The 20440-nt window shown below is 76.0% G+C and carries 16 protein-coding genes; 3 read left to right on the top strand and 13 right to left on the bottom strand.

Translation table 11 applies throughout. The features are described from left to right. Positions 1–7 precede the first annotated feature (7 nt). The 9 genes from ACZ462_RS22095 to ACZ462_RS22055 all read right to left on the bottom strand — a co-directional run bounded on the left by ACZ462_RS22095 (position 8) and on the right by ACZ462_RS22055 (position 10431). A complete protein-coding gene (locus ACZ462_RS22095; RefSeq protein ID WP_467803152.1) occupies positions 8–787 on the bottom strand; it encodes a 2,3-dihydro-2,3-dihydroxybenzoate dehydrogenase in 780 nt (259 codons plus the stop codon). Beyond that, positions 784–2325 carry an amidohydrolase family protein gene (locus tag ACZ462_RS22090; protein ID WP_467803150.1) on the bottom strand — a complete coding sequence of 514 codons (1542 nt, stop codon included), beginning with the start codon at positions 2323–2325 and terminating at the stop codon, positions 784–786. Before ACZ462_RS22090 ends, ACZ462_RS22095 begins: the two co-directional genes overlap by 4 nt. Beyond that, positions 2322–2627 (bottom strand): phosphopantetheine-binding protein, encoded by a 306-nt coding sequence (locus tag ACZ462_RS22085; protein WP_467803148.1) that lies wholly within the window; start codon positions 2625–2627, stop codon positions 2322–2324. Before ACZ462_RS22085 ends, ACZ462_RS22090 begins: the two co-directional genes overlap by 4 nt. Continuing rightward, positions 2624–4273, bottom strand: a complete 1650-nt coding sequence (locus ACZ462_RS22080; RefSeq protein WP_467803146.1) for a (2,3-dihydroxybenzoyl)adenylate synthase — start codon at positions 4271–4273, stop codon at positions 2624–2626. The genes ACZ462_RS22085 and ACZ462_RS22080 overlap by 4 nt, the downstream gene beginning before the upstream one ends. An 88-nt stretch (positions 4274–4361) precedes the next feature. After that, a complete protein-coding gene (locus ACZ462_RS22075) occupies positions 4362–5396 on the bottom strand; it encodes a ketoacyl-ACP synthase III family protein (RefSeq protein WP_467803144.1) in 1035 nt (344 codons plus the stop codon). Between the two features lie 67 nt (positions 5397–5463). Next, positions 5464–6819, bottom strand: a complete 1356-nt coding sequence (locus ACZ462_RS22070; RefSeq protein WP_468252630.1) for a salicylate synthase — start codon at positions 6817–6819, stop codon at positions 5464–5466. A gap of 133 nt (positions 6820–6952) precedes the next feature. Continuing rightward, positions 6953–8521 carry an MFS transporter gene (locus ACZ462_RS22065; RefSeq protein ID WP_467803140.1) on the bottom strand — a complete coding sequence of 523 codons (1569 nt, stop codon included), beginning with the start codon at positions 8519–8521 and terminating at the stop codon, positions 6953–6955. A gap of 87 nt (positions 8522–8608) precedes the next feature. Next, a complete protein-coding gene (locus tag ACZ462_RS22060; RefSeq protein WP_467803138.1) occupies positions 8609–8833 on the bottom strand; it encodes an acyl-CoA carboxylase epsilon subunit in 225 nt (74 codons plus the stop codon). Further along, positions 8830–10431 carry an acyl-CoA carboxylase subunit beta gene (locus tag ACZ462_RS22055; protein ID WP_467803137.1) on the bottom strand — a complete coding sequence of 534 codons (1602 nt, stop codon included), beginning with the start codon at positions 10429–10431 and terminating at the stop codon, positions 8830–8832. The genes ACZ462_RS22060 and ACZ462_RS22055 overlap by 4 nt, the downstream gene beginning before the upstream one ends. A gap of 419 nt (positions 10432–10850) precedes the next feature. Between ACZ462_RS22055 and ACZ462_RS22050 the strand changes: the two genes are divergently transcribed. Together ACZ462_RS22050 and ACZ462_RS22045 are read left to right on the top strand one after the other, a co-directional pair. Next, positions 10851–11780, top strand: coding sequence for an MBL fold metallo-hydrolase (locus ACZ462_RS22050; protein WP_467803136.1), 930 nt, complete (start codon positions 10851–10853; stop codon positions 11778–11780). A gap of 189 nt (positions 11781–11969) precedes the next feature. After that, positions 11970–15029, top strand: a complete 3060-nt coding sequence (locus ACZ462_RS22045; RefSeq protein WP_467803134.1) for an AfsR/SARP family transcriptional regulator — start codon at positions 11970–11972, stop codon at positions 15027–15029. 40 nt (positions 15030–15069) lie between these two features. On the opposite strand, the gene ACZ462_RS22040 is transcribed toward ACZ462_RS22045, so the two are convergent. The 4 genes from ACZ462_RS22040 to ACZ462_RS22025 form a co-directional block, all read right to left on the bottom strand. Continuing rightward, entirely contained in the window at positions 15070–15207 is a 138-nt protein-coding gene (locus ACZ462_RS22040) for a hypothetical protein (protein WP_467803132.1), read from the bottom strand. A gap of 137 nt (positions 15208–15344) precedes the next feature. Then, positions 15345–16565 carry a cytochrome P450 gene (locus ACZ462_RS22035; protein ID WP_467803131.1) on the bottom strand — a complete coding sequence of 407 codons (1221 nt, stop codon included), beginning with the start codon at positions 16563–16565 and terminating at the stop codon, positions 15345–15347. Then, on the bottom strand, positions 16562–17314 hold the full coding sequence (locus ACZ462_RS22030) for a thioesterase II family protein (RefSeq protein ID WP_467803129.1): 753 nt from the start codon (positions 17312–17314) through the stop codon (positions 16562–16564). The genes ACZ462_RS22035 and ACZ462_RS22030 overlap by 4 nt, the downstream gene beginning before the upstream one ends. Positions 17315–17415: 101 nt before the next feature. Continuing rightward, positions 17416–19170: a non-ribosomal peptide synthetase gene (locus tag ACZ462_RS22025; RefSeq protein ID WP_467803128.1), complete on the bottom strand. Its 1755-nt coding sequence runs from the start codon at positions 19168–19170 to the stop codon at positions 17416–17418. Between the two features lie 178 nt (positions 19171–19348). Between ACZ462_RS22025 and ACZ462_RS22020 the strand changes: the two genes are divergently transcribed. Then, positions 19349–20410, top strand: a complete 1062-nt coding sequence (locus tag ACZ462_RS22020) for a pyridoxal-phosphate dependent enzyme (protein ID WP_467803127.1) — start codon at positions 19349–19351, stop codon at positions 20408–20410. Positions 20411–20440 lie beyond the last annotated feature (30 nt).

The following is a 20440-nucleotide window of genomic DNA, read 5'->3' as shown; positions in this document are numbered from 1 at the left end:
TCCGGGTTCAGGCGCCGAGCGTGGCGCCGCCGTCGACGACGAGGTCGTGCATGGTGATGTGCCGGGCCCGGTCGGAGAGCAGGAACAGCACCGCGTCCGCGATGTCCGGCGGGACGGCGATCCGGCGCAGCGGTATCCCCGTGCGGAACGACTCCGGCAGGCCCTCGATCGAGCTGCGCGCCACGTCCTCCGGGTCGTACATCCCGTACAGCATCGGCGTGTACGTCGACCCTGGCGCCACCGTGTTGCAGCGGATCCCGTACCGGGCGAGCTCCAGCCCGAGGCACTTGGTCAGCATCGTCGCCGCGGCCTTCGACGCCGCGTACGCCGACATGTTCATGCGGGCCGTGCCCGCAGCGTTCGACGCGACCGTGACGACGGCGCCGCTGCCCCGCTCGGCCATCCGCCGGCCCACCGTCCGCGACAGCCGGAAGACCCCGCCCGCGTTGACCGCGAACGTCGCCTCCCAGTCGTCGTCGGACAGGTCCAGCACCGGCCCCATCCGCAGCACGCCCGCGCAGTTGACCAGTTCGCAGACCGGTCCGAGCGCCTCCTCCGCACGGTCCACGGCCGCGGTGACCTCCGCCTGCGAGGCCACGTCCGCCGTGACCGCGACGACCCGGTGGCCGTCCTCCGCGAGTTCCTTCGCCACCAGGTCCAGCGCGGACCGGTCCCGGTCCAGCAGGGCCACCGCGCGGCCGTCGGCCGCCAGCGCCCGCGCGACCGCCGCCCCGATCCCGCCCGCCGCACCGCTGACCAGCGCGACCTTGTCCGTCTCCACGGTCATGCCTCCGCCCCCCTGACGTGTGCCGCCAGCACCCCGGCGACGGCCTCGGGCGCGATGCCCAGCCGCCGCGTCGAGAAGGACGCCAGCGCCCGAAGGTAGTCGGCGGCCAGCTGCTCCTCGTCCAGGTGGACGGCCCGGCCGTCCTCCAGGAGCACCCGGCCCGCCACGATCACGGTCTTCACGTCCGCCGACCCGCCGAGGTTCAGGAACCCCTCCAGCGGCCGCGGGTTGAGCAGGTAGCGCCAGTCGCCGGCCGGCACGAGCACCATGTCGGCCTGCCGGCCCGGCTCCAGCGCGCCCAGGTCGGGCCGGCGCAGGGCGCGCGCCGCGATCCGGGTCGCCATCGCCAGCGCGTCCGTCGGCAGCAGCGCCGTGTTGTCCGCGTACATCTCCGTGTACGTATGCCAGGCGGCCCGCATCGCCTCCGGCATGCCGCCCACCGGCAGCGCCCCGCCGTCCGTGGACAGCGACACGTCCAGCCCGGCCCGGCGCAGCTCCGGGATGGCGCGGGTCTCGGTGAGCGTGGACTCGCCGGTCGGCCCGTACTTGGCGGGGGAGTGGCTGACGTGCGCGCCCGCGGCGAGCAGCAGCGACCGCTCCTCCGCGTCGAGGAACGCGCAGTGCACCGCCACCAGCCGGTCGTCGAGCAGCCCGAGGTCGGCGAGCCGGCGCACCGGGGTCGCGCCGTGGTACTCCCGCATCACCTCCGCCTCCCGGCGCAGCGCCCCGACGTGCGTGGCGAACGGGACGTCGTACGCGCGGGCCAGCTCCCCGAGGCCCTTGCCGAGCCCGTCGCTGACGTTCGTCACGTACGCGGCGCTGGCCTGGGCCGTCACCAGCCCGGACGGGTCGCGGGCGCAGTCGGCGAGGAGGCCCTCCAGCCGGGACAGCACCGCGTCGGTGTCACGGGTGCGCCGGAAGCGGCCCTCGCCGGGCGCGCACACCCCGTCGCCCGTCCAGTGGCTGACCGCGCAGCGGACGCCGACGGTGCGGGCGGCCGCCGCGAGGGCCTCGGCGCGGTTGAAGGAGCCGACGTCGCCGAGGGCGGTGGTGCCCGAGCGGAGCTGCGTCCACAGCGAGTAGCGGGCGACGGCCTCGGCCTCGCCGGGCGTGAGCCCGTCGGCGACGTCCTGGAAGGTGTCGAACATCGCCGAGATCTTCCGGACGTCGCCGCCCAGCGCCATCACGCCCGGCTCGTCGGAGGCGTCCCGCGGGTCGCGCAGCGCGCCCTTGAACGGCAGCCGCAGCGCGAACATCTCGTGCCAGTGCGCGTTGACGAAGCCCGGCAGCACCAGGTGCCGGCCGGCCTCGACGGTCCGCATCCCGGCCCGCACCGCCGCGGGCAGCGCCGCGGCCGCCGCGTCGACCTCGGCGACCGGCCCGACCGCGGCGACGGTGTCCCCGACGACCAGGACCGAGCCCGACGGGTGCATCGCCGCGTCCGCGTCGGCGGTGTACACGCAGCCGCCCCGCACCAGCAGCGCCGGCGCCCTCTCCGGCAGCGGCCCCGCACCGCCCCCGGCGGGGGTGGCGGTCACGCCAGCCTCGCGGTGACCTCGGCGGCGCTCTGCCCCTCCAGGAGGTGCCGCGTCCATGCCTCCAGGGTCGGCTCCACGGCCAGTTCGCGGACGCCCGCCGCGATGCCGGCCCGGCGCAGCGCCCCGACGACCCGCATGATCTCCAGCGAGCCGAGCCCGCAGTGCACCAGGTTGGCGTCCGGGGCGAGGTCCTCCGGCTCCACCTTCATGACGCCGGCGGTGATCCGGGCCAGCGCCGCGGTCACGTCCTGCGGGCCGGCGCCCGTCGCAGCGGTACCGGGGGCGGCGGAGCTGTTCGTCATCGGGGCCCTCCCTGAGCCGAGGCCGCGAGCGGCCGGTGCGCCGCGGCGGCCAGGCCGGCCGCCAGCGTCTTCTTGTCGACCTTTCCGAGCGCGGTCAGCGGGAACGCGTCCACGAGTTCCAGCCGGTCGGGCAGCTTGTAGTCGGCCAGCCCCCGCAGTTGCAGCGCCTCCTTGAGCCCGGCCAGCGTCGGCGGCTCCCCGTCGGGGACGACGAACGCGCAGATCCGCTCGCCCAGCCACTCGTCGGGCATCCCGACGACCGCTGCCCGCGCCACCGCCGGATGCTCCAGCAGGTGCCCCTCGACCTCGCCGGCGGACACCTTGTCGCCGCCGCGGACGATGACGTCCTTGATGCGGCCCTCGATGACCAGGCGGCCCTCGGCCGTCATCCGGGCCAGATCGCCGGTGCGGTAGAAGCCGTCCGCGGTGAACGCCGTCCGGTTGTGCTCCTCCGCCCGGTAGTAGCCGTGCAGGGTGTACGGGCCGCGGGTGTGCAGCTCGCCGGTCGCGCCGGGCGGCACCTCCGCCCCGTCCTCCCCGACGATCCGCACCTCGTCGCCGGGCGAGATCGGCCGGCCCTGCGTGGTGAGGACCGCCTCCTGCGGGTCGTCGGCCCGGGTGAAGGACAGCAGCCCCTCCGCCATGCCGAACACCTGCTGCAGGCGCACCCCCAGCCCGGGCCCGACCCGCGCGGCGAGCTCCGGTGCCAGCGGTGCCCCGCCGATCTGCACCGTCCGCAGGGTCCGCAGGTCGTGCGGCGACCATTCGGCGGCCTCCAGCCACAGCTGCGCCACCGTCGGCACGAGCGAGGTGAAGGTGACGCCCTCCTCCTCGACGAGCCGGAAGCAGTCGTCCGGGGCGGGGCTGTCGGCGAGGACGACCGTCCCGCCCGAGCCGAGCGTGCCGATCACCCCCGGGCATCCCCAGGTGAAGTTGAACTCGACGGGCAGCGCCGCCAGGTAGACGTCCCGCGCGGTGAGCCCGTTGACCGCGGCCGCGGTCCGCGTCTGGTACGCGTAGTCGTCGTGCGTCCGCGGGATCAGCTTCGGCAGGGCCGTCGTCCCGCCCGACAGCAGGAAGAACGCCACCTCGGACGGGTCCGGCTCGGGCAGCTCCACCGGGTCGGCGTCCACCCGGTCCAGCGGGACCGCGGCCGTGCCCGCCGGCACCCCGCCCAGCACGAACAGCGTCCGCAGCGACGGCACCTCGGCCCGCAGCCGCAGCCCCAGCGCCAGGTGGTCGAAGCCGCGGTGCTCGGCCGGGAGCACGTACGCCGCGGCCTGCGACACCCGCAGCAGGTGGCCGATCTCGGCGGCCCGGTGCGCGGTCAGCGAGAACACGGGCACGGCGCCCAGCCGGAACAGCGCGAAGCACACCGCCGGGAACTCGGGCGCGTTGGGCAGCTGGACGACGACCCGGTCGCCCGGGCCGAGCCCGTGCGCCCGGAAGCCGGCGGCCAGCCGGTCGACCCGCGCGTCGAGGTCGCGGTACGTCAGCCGGGTCGCGCCATGGACGAGGGCCGTCCGGTCCGCGTACCGGCGGGCCCAGGACCGCAGCAGGGCGGAGAGGTTCTCGCCCCGCCAATAGCCGTTCGCCCGGTAGGCCTCGGCGAGGTGCTCACCGGGCGGGGTGCAGCCGTCAAGCATGGTGGTCGGTCTCCTTGTGCGTGGCAGCGGGAGGACGGTCGTCGGGGGCGGCGGCCCCGCGAGGGGCCGGGCCGCCGCGGGGGCCGGGTCAGCGGCCGCCGTGCGGGCCGGTGATCTCCAGGACGGCGCAGGTGACCTCGGCGCCCGGGGCGGCGCCGACGAGCATCACGTGGTCGCCCGCCGCCACCTGCCCGGTGTCCAGCAGGTACTCCAGCCCGGACACGGGGTCGGCGGCCCCCGCGTGCCCGGTGCGCCGGGTGAACTCCCACACGCCCCGGTCGGCGCCGATGCCCAGCGGCTCCAGGAAGGTGTCCTCCAGCGGGCCGCGGGAGAAGCCGATGTGGACGACCCGCCTGATCCGGTCCATGCCCACGCCGGCCTCGTCCAGGGTGCGTTCGGCGACGGCGGCCACCAGCTCGCCCAGGTTCCCCATCGGCGGCAGCACGCCCTGGGCCCACTGGTCCCGCCAGAACTGTCGGCGGGCCTCCAGGTTCAGCGGCCGCCCCACCGTCACCGGCGGCGGGAAGAGCACCTCCCCGCCCCGGTTGAACTCCTCCATCTCCGGGTTGGACAGCGACCCGGCGGCCAGGACCCGGGCGAAGCCGCCGTCCGAGGCGACCACGGCCGCCGCCGCCCCGTCGGCCAGCAGGAACAGCCCCGACGCCCGCCACCGGTCCACCATCGGCGTACCGAAGTTGTCGGCGGCCGTCAGCAGCACCGCCGGACGCGACGGGTCTGCGATCAGCCGGTGCGCGGCCAGCTCCAGGGAGGCCAACATGCCCAGGCAGCCCTGGCGGACCTCCAGCGCCGGGATCGGCACGTCGAGCGCCTTCCGCAGCACATAGTGCTGCGCGGACCAGCCGTCCGGGCCCTGGAAGTGGGCGCTGCTGTGCAGCAGCGCCGCGAACTCCCCGGGCGCGCGGCCCGACCGGCGGACCGCCGCCGCGGCCGCCTCGGCGGCCATGTCGGGCGCCGGGACGTCCCCGGCGACCGCCACCGACAGGATCCCGGATGCCTCGCGCACGTCCGGGTCCAGCAGGCCCTCCTTGACGGCCCGCTCGGTCTCCACGACCTCGGGAAGGACGCTCGCGATGCCCGCGAGGTACAGCTTGTCGAACCGCATGGTGGTCAGCTCTCCGTCCGGTACGGGATCGGCCAGTCGGGCAGGGGCGGGCGGGGCGCGCGGCGCGTCAGCCGGCCAGGCGGGCCTGCGGCCCGCCCGCCCCGCCGGCCCCGTCCGCGGCGACCAGGAAGCGGGAGACGCTCTCCAGCTTCTCGGAGGTCTCCTCGAACTCGCGGGCCGCCGTCGACTGGCCGACGATCCCCGCACCGGCGCGCAGCCACGTACGGCCGCCCTGCCGGTAGACCGAGCGGAGCACCAGCGCCGCGTCCATCCCCCCGTCCTCGTCGACCGTCAGCACCGCCCCGCTGTACAGGCCGCGGCGCTCCGGCTCGTACTGGCGGATCACGTCGTACGCGGCGGCCTTCGGCACCCCGGAGGCCGTGACGGCCGGGAACACCGCCCCGAACGCGTCCCACGTCCCGAACCCGTCGGCGAGCCGGCCCGACACCCGGGACGCCAGGTGCTGGACGCTCCCGCGCTCCTTGACCGCCATGAACTCGGGGACCTCGACGGAGCCCGCCAGCGACACGTCCGTCAGCTCGTCCGTGCCGACCTTGACCGAGATCGCGTGCTCGTAGATCTCCTTCGGGTCCGACAGCAGGTCCTCGCGCAGCGCCCGGTTGCGCTGCGGGTCCTGCGTCAGCGCCCGCGTCCCCGCGAGGGGCTGGCTGTAGACGCGGCCCCCCGACTCGACCTCGACGACGGTCTCCGGGCTGAACCCGGCCGCCTCGACACCGCCGAGCCGCAGCAGGAACGACCGCGCCGGGGTGTTGCCGCGCCGGCCCCGCACATACGTCTCGACGAGGTCGATGTCGTCCTCGACCTCCACGACCCGCGACAGGATCACCTTCTGCAGCCGGTCCTCGTGGATCTCGGCGACCGCCGACTCGACCGAGCTGCGGTAGTCGGTCTTGTCGAAGCCGCGCACGTCGATCCGGGTGGTGCGGCCGCCGCCGGGCCGCCCCGGCGAGCGCAGCACGTCCAGCGCGGCCACCAGCCCCTCCGGGTCGGCCGAGCGGACCAGCGCCGTCGCCCCCTCGAAGCGGACCTCGGTGCGCGGCACGACCAGGTGCAGCAGCTTCTCGCCGCCGACGTGGTCCAGGGAGCCGTCCTTGGCGTACGACAGCTCGAACGCGGCCCAGCCGTAGGCCCGCCAGCCGTCGACGGCCAGGGTGTCGAGGAGCGCCTGCACCTGACGGAGCGGCTTGCCGTCCCAGGGAAGGAACCGCTCCCCCTCGTACGAGAGGCGGGCGCCGGCGCGGTCCAGGGTCAGCTCGGCCAGCGTGCCTCCCGCGTACGACCATCCGCCGGGGCCCTCGTAGACGACGTAGTCGTCGTGCAGGCCGGAGTCGGCGAGCGCGGCGGCCGCGGCGAGCTGGTCCTCGGCGGGCTCGATCCTGGTTTCGACGTAGTACGGAGACACGGTCGCATTCCCCCTGGGGCGTCGGTCGCGGAAGTGGTGGGCGCGCCCGCGGGGGCGGGCGGCGCCGGAAGGCGAAGGCGGGAAGGGAGGGAGGTCCGGCGCCGGGCGGTCGGTGGCCGCCCCGCGCCGGGGCTCACCTGCCCGCGGCCCGGAGCGGTGCGGCGGCTTCGTCGGCGCCGCCGCTCCCGGCCGCGGGAGTCGGTGCGGCGGGCCGGGCCGGAGCCGGCGCCGCCTTGCGGACGAGCAGGAGGCCGACCACGGCGGCGCCGGCGAGCCCGGTCGCGCCGGAGGCGAGCATCACGTCGTTCAGCGCGGCGGCGAACGCCTCGCGGACCAGGTGGACGACACCGTCCGCCTGCCACGCGGGAGCCGCGGCGACGACCTCGCCGGCCTGCCCGCTGCCCAGCTGCGCGGCGGCGGACGCGCCGAGCGCGGCCCCCGGGCCGGAGTCCAGCGCGCGGGCCAGGCCCTGCTGGAGCACGATGCCGAAGGCGGCGATGCCGAGCGCCTGGCCGAGCTGGCGGAAGGTGTTCAGCGCCCCGCCGGCCATGCCGCCCCGCTCCGGCGGCACGGCGGCCATGGCGGTGGCGGCCAGCACCGGGGAGACGACCCCGACGCCCAGCCCGGTCAGGGCGAGGCCGGCCATCAGCGCCGTCCACCCGGAGCCGGCGTCCAGCCGGGCCTGGAGCAGGCTGCCGGCGCCGATCAGGGCGAGGCCGCCGCCCAGCGCCAGCCAGGCCGGGATCCGCGGCAGGTGCCGTCCGGCCAGGGCGGACACCGCGAACGCGAGCACGCTCATGGGCAGGACCACCAGACCGCCCGCGACGGGCCCCAGCCCGAGCACGGACTGCACCCACAGCGAGGTGTACGGCAGGTAGGCGAACGCCACCGCGGAGAACAGCAGGCCGCACAGCATCACCCCGGCGAACGGGGCCCGCCGGAACAGCGAGAGGTCCAGCATCGGGCTCGCGGCGCGGCGCTCGACCAGCAGGAACACCGCCAGCGCCGCCGCGGCCAGCGCGGCGAAGCCGAGCGTGCCGGCCGAGGTCCAGCCCTCGGAGCCGCCGCTGATCAGGACGTACACCGCCGAGCCGGCCGCCACCGTGAAGGCGGCGGTGCCCGCCCGGTCCATGCGGCCCGCCGCCGGATTGCGGGACTCCGGCAGCACCGCCAGCGACAGGGCGACGGCGGCGGCGCACAGCGGCAGGTTGACCAGGAAGATCCACCGCCAGCCGAGGTGCTCCGTCAGCAGACCGCCCAGCACGGGCCCGACGGCCGCCGCCGCACCGCTGACGGCGCCCCAGACCCCGAAGGCGACCCCGCGGTCCCGGCCCTGGTACGTGGAGTTCAGCAGCGCCATCGCGGTGGCGAGCATCGCCGCCGCGCCGATGCCCTGCACGGCCCGGGCGGCGACCAGCACCGCAGGGTCGCCGGCCAGCCCGCACAGCAGCGAGGCCGCCGCGAACAGCGCCAGGCCGCCGGTGTAGACGCGGCGCCGCCCGGACCTGTCGGCGAGCGAGCCCGCGCCGAGCAGCAGCGCGGCCAGGGTGAGGGCGTACCCGTCCATCACCCACTGGAGGTCGGACGGCGACGCGTCCAGGCCGGAGCCGATGGCGGGAAGCGCGACGATCACGATCGTGACGTCCACCAGCAGCATGAACACGCCCAGGCTGACCGCGACGAGCGGCCACCACTTACGCACGAGACCTCCAGGGACTCGAAGAAGGACGAGAGTGCGAGGCAGCGGTGGCGGGCCCGGCGGACCGGGCCCGGCCACGCCGCCGGAGGGCTACGACGCCCAGGCGCCCGGCGGCGCGAACACCGGCGGCCGGCGCCGCGGCAGCTTGAACACCACCGCCGACTCCTCCTGCTCGGCCGCGGCCTGCGCCTCGGCCGCCAGCCGCAGCCGGGCCGTCAGCAGGACCGCCACCGCCGCGACCTCCTCGGCGGTCGGGTTGCCCCGGGTGATCCGGATCGCGGCCGCCGCCAGCGCGGTGCTCCCGTCGGCGGTCACAGCGGGAGGTTCCCGTGCTTCCGGCTCGGCAGCTGCCGGTGCTTGGACCGCAGCATGTCGAGGGCGGCGATCAGCCGGGACCGCGTGTCCGCCGGGTCGATCACGTCGTCGACCAGGCCGCGCTCGGCAGCGTAGTAGGGGTGCATCAGCTCGGCCTGGTACTCCTTGATCTTCTGAGCGCGGGTCTCCTCCGGGTTGTCGGAGGCGGCGATCTCCCGGCGGAAGATGACGTTCGCCGCGCCCTCCGCGCCCATCACCGCGATCTCGTTCGACGGCCACGCCAGCGCGATGTCGGCGCCGATCGACCGCGAGTCCATCACGATGTACGCGCCGCCGTAGGCCTTGCGCAGGATCAGGCTGATCCGCGGCACCGTCGCGTTGCAGTACGCGTACAGCAGCTTCGCGCCGTGCCGGATGATGCCGTTGTGCTCCTGGTCGACGCCCGGCAGGAAGCCCGGCACGTCGATCAGCGTCACCAGCGGAATGCTGAACGCGTCGCAGAACTGCACGAACCGGGCCGCCTTCTCGGAGGCCTGGATGTCCAGCACGCCCGCCAGGTGCGCCGGCTGGTTCGCCACGATGCCGACGACCTGGCCGCCGAGCCGCGCCAGCGCGCACACCACGTTCTGCGCCCACTGGCCGTGCACCTCGAAGTAGTCGCCGTGGTCGACGACCTCCTCGATCAGGTCGCGGATGTCGTAGCCCTGCGTCGGCCGCGCCGGAACCAGGTCGAGCAGGCTCTCGCAGCGCCGGTCGCACGGGTCCTCCCGGTCGCCGGCCGGCGCCAGCTCCCGGTTGTTCGACGGCAGCAGGGACAGCAGGTGCCGCACGTCCTCCAGGCAGCTCTGCTCGTCGTCGTACGCGAACGCCGCCACACCGGAGGCCGCGGCGTGGCTGTCCGCCCCGCCGAGGTGCTCCATCGTGACCGCCTCGCCGGTCACCGCCTGGACCACGTCCGGGCCGGTGATGAACATCTGCGAGGTGCCGCGCACCATGAACACGAAGTCGGTCAGCGCCGGCGAGTAGGCGGCGCCGCCCGCGCACGGGCCGAGCACCACCGAGATCTGCGGCAGCACACCGGAGTTGCGGACGTTGCGCTGGAAGATGCCGCCGTATCCGGCGAGGGCGGTGACCCCCTCCTGGATGCGGGCACCCGCCCCGTCGCACAGCCCGACGATCGGCGCGCCGGCCGCCTCGGCCAGGTCCATCAGCTTGTGGATCTTCTCGGCGTGGGCCTCGCCCAGCGCGCCGCCGAAGATCCGGAAGTCGTGGGCGTACGCGAAGACGGTCCGGCCGTGCACCTTGCCCCAGCCCGTCACCACGCCGTCCGTGTGCGGCCGCTTGTCCTCCAGGCCGAAGCCCGTGGCGCGGTGCCGGCGCAGCCCCTCCACCTCGTTGAACGTGCCCTCGTCGAAGAGGATCGCGATGCGCTCGCGGGCGGTCAGCTTTCCCTTGGCGTGCTGCGCGGCGGTCGCGCGCTCGCTCGGACCCGCCTCGGCGAGCGCCCGCATGGCGCCCAGCTCGGCGGTCCGCTCGCGCAAGGAGGCGTAGCGGATGGTCGTCTCGTTCTCCAGCGGTCTTTCGTCGACGATGCTCATGCGGGCCCTTTCGACACATCAGGCACCGGGTGCGGACCGGTGTCGCGTAGTGCTGTGGCCGGGAAGGTCTGCCGGGTCGCGGTGTCCGGCGCGGTGCATCGCAAGGCGGAGGGCCGCGGCGCGTACGGGGCGTACGTGTGCGGTCCGACAACGCGGCGAGGCGCCGTGCCGGGCGCCGCGACCCGGTGAACCATCCCGGCCGCAGCACTAGCCAGCTTGGGAGCGTGCGCTACAGCCGGGCTCGAATTCCGACCGCAGCCGGACGCAGGACCGCTGGCACCCCGGCAGGGGCGGGTTTCCGGACCGGGAACGCCCCTTCCGCCAGGGCGTTCGAGCGCGTGTCGAGGCCGGAGGGAGACCTTTGGGGGTACCGGGGACGCGCGGTGGCGCGGCCCCAACCGAGCGGAAGGAGGCCCGCCGTGCACGGCGCGCACCACCGGGAGCCGGCCGGCGACGCCACCCTCACCGAGGTGGCCGACGGCGTCCACGCCTACGTCCAGCCGCCCGGCGGCTGGTGCCTGAACAACGCGGGCATCATCCACCACGGCGGGCACAGCGCCCTCGTCGACACCGCCGCCACCGAGGCCCGCGCCCGGCGGCTGCGCGCGGCCGCCCTCCGGCTCGCCCCGCGGCCGCCGAGAGCCGTCGTCAACACCCACTTCCACGGCGACCACACCTACGGCAACTGCCTCTTCCCCGAAGCGCTCGCCATCGGCCACGAACGCACCCGCAGCATGGTCCTGGCCGCCGGGAAGCACATGGCCGGACTGTGGCCGGAAGTCTGCTGGGGCGACATCGACATCACCCCGCCGCAGCTCACCTTCCGCGACCGCACCACCCTGCACGTGGGAGACGTCCGGGCCGAGCTCATCCACATCGGGCCCGCCGCGCACACCACCGACGACACCGTCGTCTGGCTCCCCGACCAGCGCGTCCTGTTCACCGGGGACCTCGCCATGAACGGCGTCACCCCCTTCTGCGCCATGGGATCCGTCAGCGGCTCCCTCGCCGCGCTGGACCGGCTCCGCGCCCTCGGCGCCGACACCGTCGTCCCCGGCCACGGCCCCGTCGGCGGCCCCGACCTCCTCGACGCGAACGAGGACTACCTCCGCCACGTACGGGACCTCGCCGCCGCCGGCGCGGCCGCCGGCCTGACCCCCCTGGAACTCGCCCGGACCGCCGGGCCGGGCCCGTACGCCGACCTCCTCGACCCCGAGCGGCTACTGCCCAACCTCCACCGCGCGTACGCCGAGCAGCAGGGCCTCGAGCCGGGCGCCCCGCTCGACATCGGCGCCCTCTTCGAGGAGATGGCGCTCTACCGCGGCGGCCGCCCCGCCTGCGCCGCCTGACCCCTCCCGCGGCCCGGCGCCCGGAACCGCTCCCGAGCTGCACTGGAGTCGCCCTGGAGAGCCCCTGGAGGGCCGCGCCACCCCGCCCGGTGCGACCGGCGCCTTCCGGCCGCGGCTCCCCTAGCATCCGGAAGGAGGGGCGGGCCGACCGCCCGCCGGAGCCCGCAGCGGGGGATCAGGAGGGGCCGGGTGAGCGGGGACGTCAGCTTCGCGGTGCTGGGACCGCTGGAGGTCAGGACCGGGGAGGAGCGGCTGCGCCTGGGCGGCCCCATCCCCGCACGGGTGCTCGCCACCCTGCTGCTCGAACCGGGCCGCACCGTCTCCGTCTCCCGCCTCGTCGCGGCCGCCTGGGACGACGAACCCCCCACCACCGCCGCCCACCAGGTCCGCAAAGCGGTGGCGGACCTGCGCCAGCGCATACCCGGAGGCGCCACCGCCATCGCCACCGAGGGCCCCGGCTACCGCATCGACGTCGACCCCGCCCGCCTCGACCTCACCCTCTTCACCCACCGCCTCCAGCAGGCCCGCGGCGCCCTCGACGCCCACCGCCCCGCCGAGGCCGCCGGACACCTGCGCGACGCACTCGCCCTGTGGCGCGGCCCCGTCCTGGCCGGCAGCAGCGGCCCCGTCATCGCCGCCGCCTCCGCCGTCCTCGAAGAACGCCGCCTGACCGCCGTCGAGCAGCTCGTCGAACTGCGCCTCGCCCTCGGCGAGAGCGGCGAACTCATCGGCGACCTGCGCGAACTGATCGCCGAGCACCCGCTGCGCGAGACCCTCCGCGGCCACCTGATGCTCGCCCTCTACCGGTCCGGACGCCAGGCCGAGGCCCTCGCCGAGTTCGGCCGGGTCCGCGAACTGCTCGTCGAGGACCTCGGCATCGACCCCGGCCCCCAGCTCACCCGCCTCCACGAGGCGATCCTGCGCGACAGCCCCGAACTGGCCGCCCCCGAACCCGCCGCACCGCCCGCCGCCCCGCCGCCGGACACCCCCCGCGCACCGGCCGGCGCCCCCTGCACCCTCCCGCCCGACCTCCCCGACTTCACCGGCCGCGAACGCGAGCTGCGCCACCTCCTCGCCCCGCCCGACCCCGGCCTGCCGGACGCCGCCGCCCGCGTCCTCGGCATCGACGGCATGGGCGGCAGCGGCAAGACCGCCCTCGCCCTGCACGCCGCCCACCGGCTCGCCCCCGGCTACCCCGACGGCCGGCTCTACGCCGACCTGCGCGGCTTCTCCTCCGCCGAGAGCCCCCGCCCGCCCGGCGCGGTCATCGGCTCCCTGCTGCGCATCCTCGGCACCCCCGGCGACCGCATCCCCGACGACCTCGACGGCCGCACCGCCCTGTGGCGGGCCACCCTCGCCGGCCGCCGCGTGCTCCTCGTCCTCGACGACGCCGCGGACGCCGCACAGGTACGGCCGCTGCTCCCGGCCTCCTCCGGCTGCCTCGTCCTCGTCACCAGCCGCACCCGGATGACCGGTCTCGACGGCGCCGACTGGATCAGTGTCGCGGCGATGCCGCCCAGCGACGGCCTGGCCCTGATCACCCGCGTCCTCGGCGCGGACCGCGTGCGCGCCGAACCCGGCGCCGCCGCCGAACTCGGCGCCCTGTGCGGGCACCTGCCGCTCGCCCTGCGGATCGCCGGCGCCCGGCTGCGCAGCCGGCCCCGCTGGACCGTCCGCCACCTCGTCGACCGGCTCGGCGACGAGGCCCGCCGCATCGACGAGCTCAGCGCCGGCGACCAGAGCGTCAAGGCGACCCTCCAGCTGTCGTGCGAGGCGATGGCCCCCGCCCACCGCGAGGCCCTGCGGCTCCTCGGCCTGCACCCGGGCCGCGACATGGGCGTCCACTCGGCGGCCGCCCTGCTGGGCACCGGGCTGCGGGAGGCCGAGGACGTCCTGGAGCACCTCCTCGACATGAACCTCGCCTGCCAGTACGAGATGGGCCGCTACGCCCTCCACGACCTGGTCCGCAGCTTCACGCACAGCCTGCACGGCGCGCCGCCCCGGCCGCAGGAGCGGGCCGCCCTCGAACGGGTCCTCGACCACTTCCTCGCCGCCACCGAGGAGGCCTGCCGGATCCGCTTCCCCGGCCGCGCCCCCGCGAGCCGGCCCGCCGGCCCGCCGGCCGCCGCGAACGCCGGACCGGGGCTGCCCGGCCTCCCGGGCCCGGTCGACGCCGCGGCCGCGGAGGACTGGTTCGAGCGGGAGCAGGGCGCGCTGCTCGCCGCGGCGGAGTGCGCCGAGCGGGCCGGCTTCGACCGGCACGCCGTCCACCTGGCCCGCAACCTCGCCTTCCACCTCAACTCGCGCAGCAGCCTGGAGGAGTTCGGCCGGATCGCCGCCGTCGCGGTGGCCGCGGCCCGCCGCCTGGACGACCCGGCCGTCCTGCGGGTCAGCCTGTCGAACCAGGCCGTCGCCCACTGCAAGCTCGGCCGGTTCCCCGAGGGCGTCACCGCGGCGACCGAGGCCCTCGGCCTGGCGGCCGGCCTCGCCGACCGGTCCGGCGAGGCCGTCTGCCTCACCCTGCTCGGCCTGCTGCACAGCCTCCTCGGGGACCTCGGCGCGGCCCGCCGCAACCTGGAGCGCGGAGCCGCCCTGCACCGGCAGCTCTCCGACGCGCGGCAGGAGGCGTACACCCTGTGCAACCTCAGCTCGGTCCTGGCCTGGACCGGCCGGCCCGCGGAGGCCGCCGCGGCCGCGGCCCGCGCCGTCGCCCTGGCCGGGCGGGCCGGCACCGCCGGCGAGCAGGTGTCCGCGCTCAACGACCTGGCCGTCGCCCGCCTGGCACTCGGCGAGGAGCAGGAGGCCCTGGCCGCCCTGGAACGGGCCATGGACCTGGCGGGGGAGTGCCGCATGCCGGAGAACCTCGGCCTCACCCTCGCCCTGGCCGCAGAGGCCTGCCAGCGCACCGGCCGCACCGTCCTCGCCGGCGACCACGCCGAACGGGCCCTGGAGCTGATCCGGGCGCACGGCACCGCGATGCGGCAGGCGGTCGTGGAGAACGTCCTCGGCCGGGTCCACCTGATGCGCGGCGCCCCCGGACGGGCCCGCGAACTGCACGCCGACGCCCTCCGCAGCGCCGAGGCCGTCGGCTACCGCGTCGAGGCAGCCAGGGCGCTGCACGGCCTGGCCCTCGCCTTCGAGGCCCTCGGCGACCCGGACCGCGCCCGCGCCCACCGCGGCCGCGCGGACGCCGCGTTCGCCGCCCTGACCGGCGCCCCGGCACCCGCCGCCCTCACTCCCGTCCCCTGAGCCGGAGTCGGAGCCGGTGCGGCGGGGGCGTGCTGCGGGCCTACGGCCGGACGAACGACGGGCCGATCTCGGTCGCGCGCACCTCCCCACCCCCGCCCGCCGACCCGGCGGCGGCCCCCGCCCCGCAGACGGCCGCCAGCGCCACCGCCGCCACCAGGGCGGCCACCGTCCTCCGCATCACGCAACCCCTTCGTCGTCGGATCCGGCGCACCCCGCGGCGCGCCCGGCAGCGACCATCCTGGCCGCGGCCGTTCCCGAAGGGTTCCCGTCCGGGTCCCGGCCGCGGCGGGCGGCGCCCGGCCGCCCGTACGCCCCTCACCCCGTCAGGCGCAGCGGCAGCGTCCGCAGGCCGCCCACCACGATCGAGTCCAGCCGCTCCGGCGTGCCGGCCGGCTCCACGTGGCGGACCTGGCGGACGAACTCCCGCAGCACCGCCCGGATCTCCAGCTTCGCCAGCTGCGAGCCCACGCAGTAGTGCGGGCCCGCGCCCAGCGCCAGGTGCCGGTTCGGGGTACGGCGGATGTCGAAGGAGTCCGGGTGGGCGAAGTGCGCGGGGTCACGGTTCGCGGACGGCAGCCAGCACACCACGAGGTCGCCCTCGCGGACCCGCCGCCCGCCCAGCACCGCGTCCCGCGCGGCCCGGCGTACGAGGTGCGTGGCGCTGGAGGTCCACCGCAGGATCTCCTCGATCGCCGTCCCGGCCACCTCCTCGAAGCCGGTGCGCAGCAGCTCCCACTGGGCGGGCCGCTCCAGCAGCGCCTGCATGCCGCCCGACATGGCGAGCCGTACGTTCTCCGTCCCGCCGACGAGCAGGTTGTCGCAGTTGAGGACGACGTCCTCGACGGGCAGCGGCCGGCCGTCCACGTGCACCGCCGCGAGGACGCTGACCAGGTCGTCGCCGGGCGCGGCCCGCCGCCGCTCCGCCAACTCGCCGAAGTAGTCGAGGATCTGCAGGTGCGCCAGTGTCCGCTCTGTCGCGGTGCCCGCGCAGAACGCGTCCGTCGTCCACTCCACGATGTCCGGCCGGTCCCGCTCCGGTATCCCGAGGAACGTGCAGACCACCTCCACCGGGAGGACGGCCGCGATGCCGGTCACGAAGTCGGTGCGCCCGGCCGCCACCGCGTCCCGGACGATCCGCTCGGCCTGCGCGTCCAGAGCGTCCGACAGCAGCCGCAGGTTGCGCGGGGCGAACCAGCCGGCGACGGCCCCGCGCAGCACCCGGTGGCGCTCCGGCCCGGACAGCGCCAGGGTCCGGTCGCCGCCCGGGTCGTCGCCCTGGGCGAGCGGCCGCAGCAGGATCCCCGAGGCGGAGCTGTACGTCCGCGCGTCCCGCAGCACCTCGTCGATCTCGTCGTAGCGGGTCAGCGACCAGAACCCGGGGAACTCGCCGGGCCCGTGCCACAGCACCGGCTCCTGCTCGCGCAGCCGGGCCCACAGGGCGTACGGGTCGCCCGAGCGGTGCGTCTCGCCGTCGAGGAGGCGTGCGGTGTCCTCCTGCGCGGTCGTCCGCGGCGCGTGCGCCGCCGCCGTGCTCACGAGACCGAGGGGGCCGCGGCGGCCGCGGACCGGGCCAGCTCGCCGGCGATCAGCGGGAACGGCGGCTCCGTCCGCAGGTAGAAGTGCCCGCCGGGCAGCACCAGCGGGGTGAACCCGCCGGAGGTGTGCCCGCTCCACTGGGCGAACCGGGTGCGGATCTCCGGGATGTCGTCCTCCCCGGCCACCGCGACCAGCCGGGAGGAGATCCGGGCGTCCTCGTACCCGCCGTAGTGGGCGACGAGCCGCAGGTCGGCCTTGATGTACTCCAGCAGCAGCTCCATCAGCTCCTCGTCCTGGAGCAGTTCGATGCTGAGCGGCTCGTACCGGCCGAGGTAGCCGAGGACGTCCGCGGTGTCCTCGAACGGCACCGGCGGGCGCAGCGCGGGCGCCGCCGCCGACGACACGACCAGGACGGGCACGGGCCGGCCGGCCCGCTCCAGCAGCCGGGCCGTCTCGAAGGCGACGTACGCGCCCATGCTGTGCCCGAACAGCACGGAGTACGCCTCCCCGCTCGCGATGACCTCGTCGGCGACGGCCTGCGCCAGTGCGGTCAGCGACGCGGGATGGTCCTGCGTGATGCGGTCCTCGCGGCCGGGGTACTGCACGGCGTGGACGCGGGCCCCGGGCAGCAGGCCCTGCCAGGAGCGGAAGAAGGAGGCGCAGCCGCCCGCGTGGGGGAAGCACAGGACGGCCGGGCGCCCGTCGCGCCCCGGGGCGAACTCTCTGATGGAGCTGGTGGTCGAAGGCATGGGGAACCCATCGGTGTCGTGGCGGACGTACGGACGGCGTTCGGAGGCCGGGCAGCCCGGGCAGCCGGGGCAGCCGCGGCGGCCGGGGCAGGCGGGCCCGGTCAGGGCCGCGACAGCAGCTCGACCTGCTCGGGGATGGTGCCGCACCGGTACACCTGCCGGACCGGCAGCGTCCGGCCCGCGATCCGGCCCAGTGCGCGGGACAGCCGCAGCACGGACAGGGAGTTCCCGCCGAGGTCGAAGAAGGTGTCCTGCTCGGTGCCCCGCACGGGCACGCCGAGGACCTCCTCCCAGGCGCGCGCGATCTGCGCGGCGAGCCCGCCCGCCGCGGGTGCCGGGGCAGCGGCGGCCGGCGCGGGCCGGCGCACCGACGCCAGCAGCGCCGCCCGGTCGATCTTGTCGTGCGCGGAGCGCGGCAGCGACGGCAGGAACACGATCCGGTCGGGCACGACCGCCGCGCTCAGCGCCTCCTCCACCACCCGCCGCACCGACGCCGCGTCCACCTCCGCACCCGGCTCGCGCACGGCGAAGGCGTACGACGTCGCGGACTCGGCGTCATAGGCGACGGCCGCCGCCCGCAGACCCGGATGCGCGGCGATGGCCTCCTCGACGGCCTCGATGTGGACCCGCACCCCGCGGATCTTCACCTCGTTGTCCAGCCGGCCCACGAACTCCAGGCCGCCCTCCGGCAGCCACCGCCCCAGGTCGCCCGTCAGGTACACCCGCTCCAGCCGGCCCGGCCCCGTCTCGACGTCGGTGAACCGGGCCCGCGTCAGCGCCTCGTCGCCGACGTAGCCGCGGGCCACCGTCGGGCCGCTGACCGCGATCTGCCCGGCCGCGCCCAGCGGCACCGCGCGCAGCCGCTCGTCGAGCAGGTGCACGGTCGCCCCCGGGATCGCGAAGCCGATCGTGGAGTCCGCCGGCTCGGTGTAGAAGCGGTACGTCGACCAGACCGTGCACTCCGTCGGCCCGTACTCGTTGCCCAGCACCACCTCCGGCAGCAGCGCGAAGTGCCGGTCGATGACCGACCGGGCGAGGGACTCCCCGGCGCACACCACCACCCGCAGCCGCTCCAGCGCGGCCGCGACACCGGCGTCCTCCCGGGCGGTGTCCAGCAGCTCGGAGTGGAAGCTCGGCACGGTCAGCGTCTGGTTGACGCCGTGCCCGGTGATGAGCCCGGCCAGCGCCTGCGGGTTGCGCCGCTCCTCCTCGTCGGCGACGACGAGCGTGCCGCCCACGGCGAGCGTGCCCCACACCCCGGCCACCGACGAGTCGAAGTGGAACGGCGACAGCAGCAGGAAGACGGGCCTGCCGAACCGCTCGTACACCTCGACGCGCGCCGCGTTCGACGCCGCCAGGTTCCGCTGGGAGACCGACACCCCCTTCGGGCGGCCGCTGCTGCCCGAGGTGTACAGCACGTACGCCTCACGCTCCGCGGGATCCCGCACCCACTCCCGGCCCGCCGAGGGGCCCGCCGAGGGGTCCGCGGGCGGCGGCCCCGCGGGGGCGTCGAACGCGCCCGTGCGCGGGTCGACGACCACCCCCAGCCCCGCCGACTCCCGGATGTGCGCCAGCGCCTCCGGCGCCGCCCGCGGGTCGGCGAACACGAACGACCGGCCCGACAGCCAGGCCGCCAGGGCGTACACGACGGCCCCGGCCGTCCGGTGCGACAGGATGCCGATCCGGTCCGCGCCGGCGGACCGCGGGTCGGCGTCCAGCTCCCGGGCGGCGGCCTCCGCCGCCGCCCGCAGGGCCCCGTAGGACAGTACCGAGCCCCCGCACACCACGGCGGGGCCATCGGGGCTGCGCAGGGCGTGCTCCATCACCGCGTCGAGGGCAAGCTGATGTCTCGTCATGGCCCGCATGCTGCGCAGCCGCCCTTCCCGGATCCTTCCCGCCGCGTTCCGGGAACCCGCCGGGAAGCCGCCGGGAACGCGCCGGGAGCGGCCCCTCCCAGACTCGTCGGTGCCGGCGGCCCGCGCACACGGCCTGCCGCCCGGCCCCCCACGGACACCACTGGAAGGGACAGCCGCGGTGTACAAGTCTTTCGCCGAGAAGCTCTCGGAGCCCGACCTCATCGACCTCGGGAACGGCATCCACGTCCTGCGCTTCGAGGTCATGAAGGTCACCTCGGTCCGCGCCGCCGTCGTGGACCTCCTCGAACGCGGCGTGATCCGCCCCGGGCAGACCCTCGTCGACAGCTCCAGCGGCATCTACGGCCACGCCCTCGCCCTCGTCTGCCGCGAACTCGGCCTCAAGGCGCACGTCTTCGCCTCCGTCGCCGTCGACGCCGCGATCCGCACCCAGCTGAAGTACCTCGGCGCCACCTACACGCAGGTGCCGTCCTCCGGCGACGACGGCCTCCAGCACGACCAGGAGACCCGCGTCCGCCTCGTCCACGCCTACCTGCGCGAGAACCCGGACGCCTACTGGATGCAGCAGTACCACGACGACGTCCACTACCTCGGCTACGAGCGCGTCGCCCACACCGTCGTCAAGGAACTCGGCTCCGACGGCGTCACCCTCGTCGGCGGCATCGGCACCGGCGCGTCGACCGGCGCGATGAGCCGCTACCTGCGCGCCGCCTCCGCCGGCGTCCGCGTCGCCGGGATCCAGCCCTTCGGCAGCCGCTCCTTCGGCTCCGAGGCCGTCCCCCTCGACGGGTTCATCATCGCCGGCATCGGCAGCGGCATCCGCTTCGACAACATCGACTACAGCGCCTACGACGACATCCACTGGCTCGACTTCTCCGTCTCCGCCGCCGGATGCCGCCACCTGCTCTCCACCACCGGCGTCTTCGCGGGCCTCTCCGCCGGCGCGGGCTGGCAGGTCTCCCGCCACATCCGCGCCACCGAACCCGACGGCAACCCCATCGTCTTCCTCGCCGCCGACCCGGGCCACCGCTACGTCGAACGCGTCTTCCCGCCCGACGGCCCCCTCACCGAGGACCCCGCCCACAGCCCCCGCACCATCACCGACCTCTCCGAGATGGCCGGCCCCTGGTGCACCATGCGCTGGGACCGGCGGCCCTACAGCGTCACCGACGACCTGCCGCCCTACACCCCCGCCGCCGCCCGGCAGCCCGCGTACGCCTGAGCCCCAGCCCCCGCCACCCCTGTCCGGCAC

This window comes from Streptomyces sp. NPDC031121, from assembly GCF_055570615.1.
Note: the sequence above shows the minus strand (reverse complement) of the source record. Positions and strands in the feature narration are given on the sequence as shown.

Coding starts and splice junctions, on each gene's coding strand:
- ACZ462_RS22095 (WP_467803152.1), bottom strand. CDS start 787: ATGACCGTGGAGACGGACAAGGTCGCGCTGGTCAGCGGTGCGGCGGGC.
- ACZ462_RS22085 (WP_467803148.1), bottom strand. CDS start 2,627: ATGACGAACAGCTCCGCCGCCCCCGGTACCGCTGCGACGGGCGCCGGC.
- ACZ462_RS22080 (WP_467803146.1), bottom strand. CDS start 4,273: ATGCTTGACGGCTGCACCCCGCCCGGTGAGCACCTCGCCGAGGCCTAC.
- ACZ462_RS22075 (WP_467803144.1), bottom strand. CDS start 5,396: ATGCGGTTCGACAAGCTGTACCTCGCGGGCATCGCGAGCGTCCTTCCC.
- ACZ462_RS22055 (WP_467803137.1), bottom strand. CDS start 10,431: ATGAGCATCGTCGACGAAAGACCGCTGGAGAACGAGACGACCATCCGC.
- ACZ462_RS22040 (WP_467803132.1), bottom strand. CDS start 15,207: ATGCGGAGGACGGTGGCCGCCCTGGTGGCGGCGGTGGCGCTGGCGGCC.
- ACZ462_RS22030 (WP_467803129.1), bottom strand. CDS start 17,314: ATGCCTTCGACCACCAGCTCCATCAGAGAGTTCGCCCCGGGGCGCGAC.
- ACZ462_RS22025 (WP_467803128.1), bottom strand. CDS start 19,170: ATGACGAGACATCAGCTTGCCCTCGACGCGGTGATGGAGCACGCCCTG.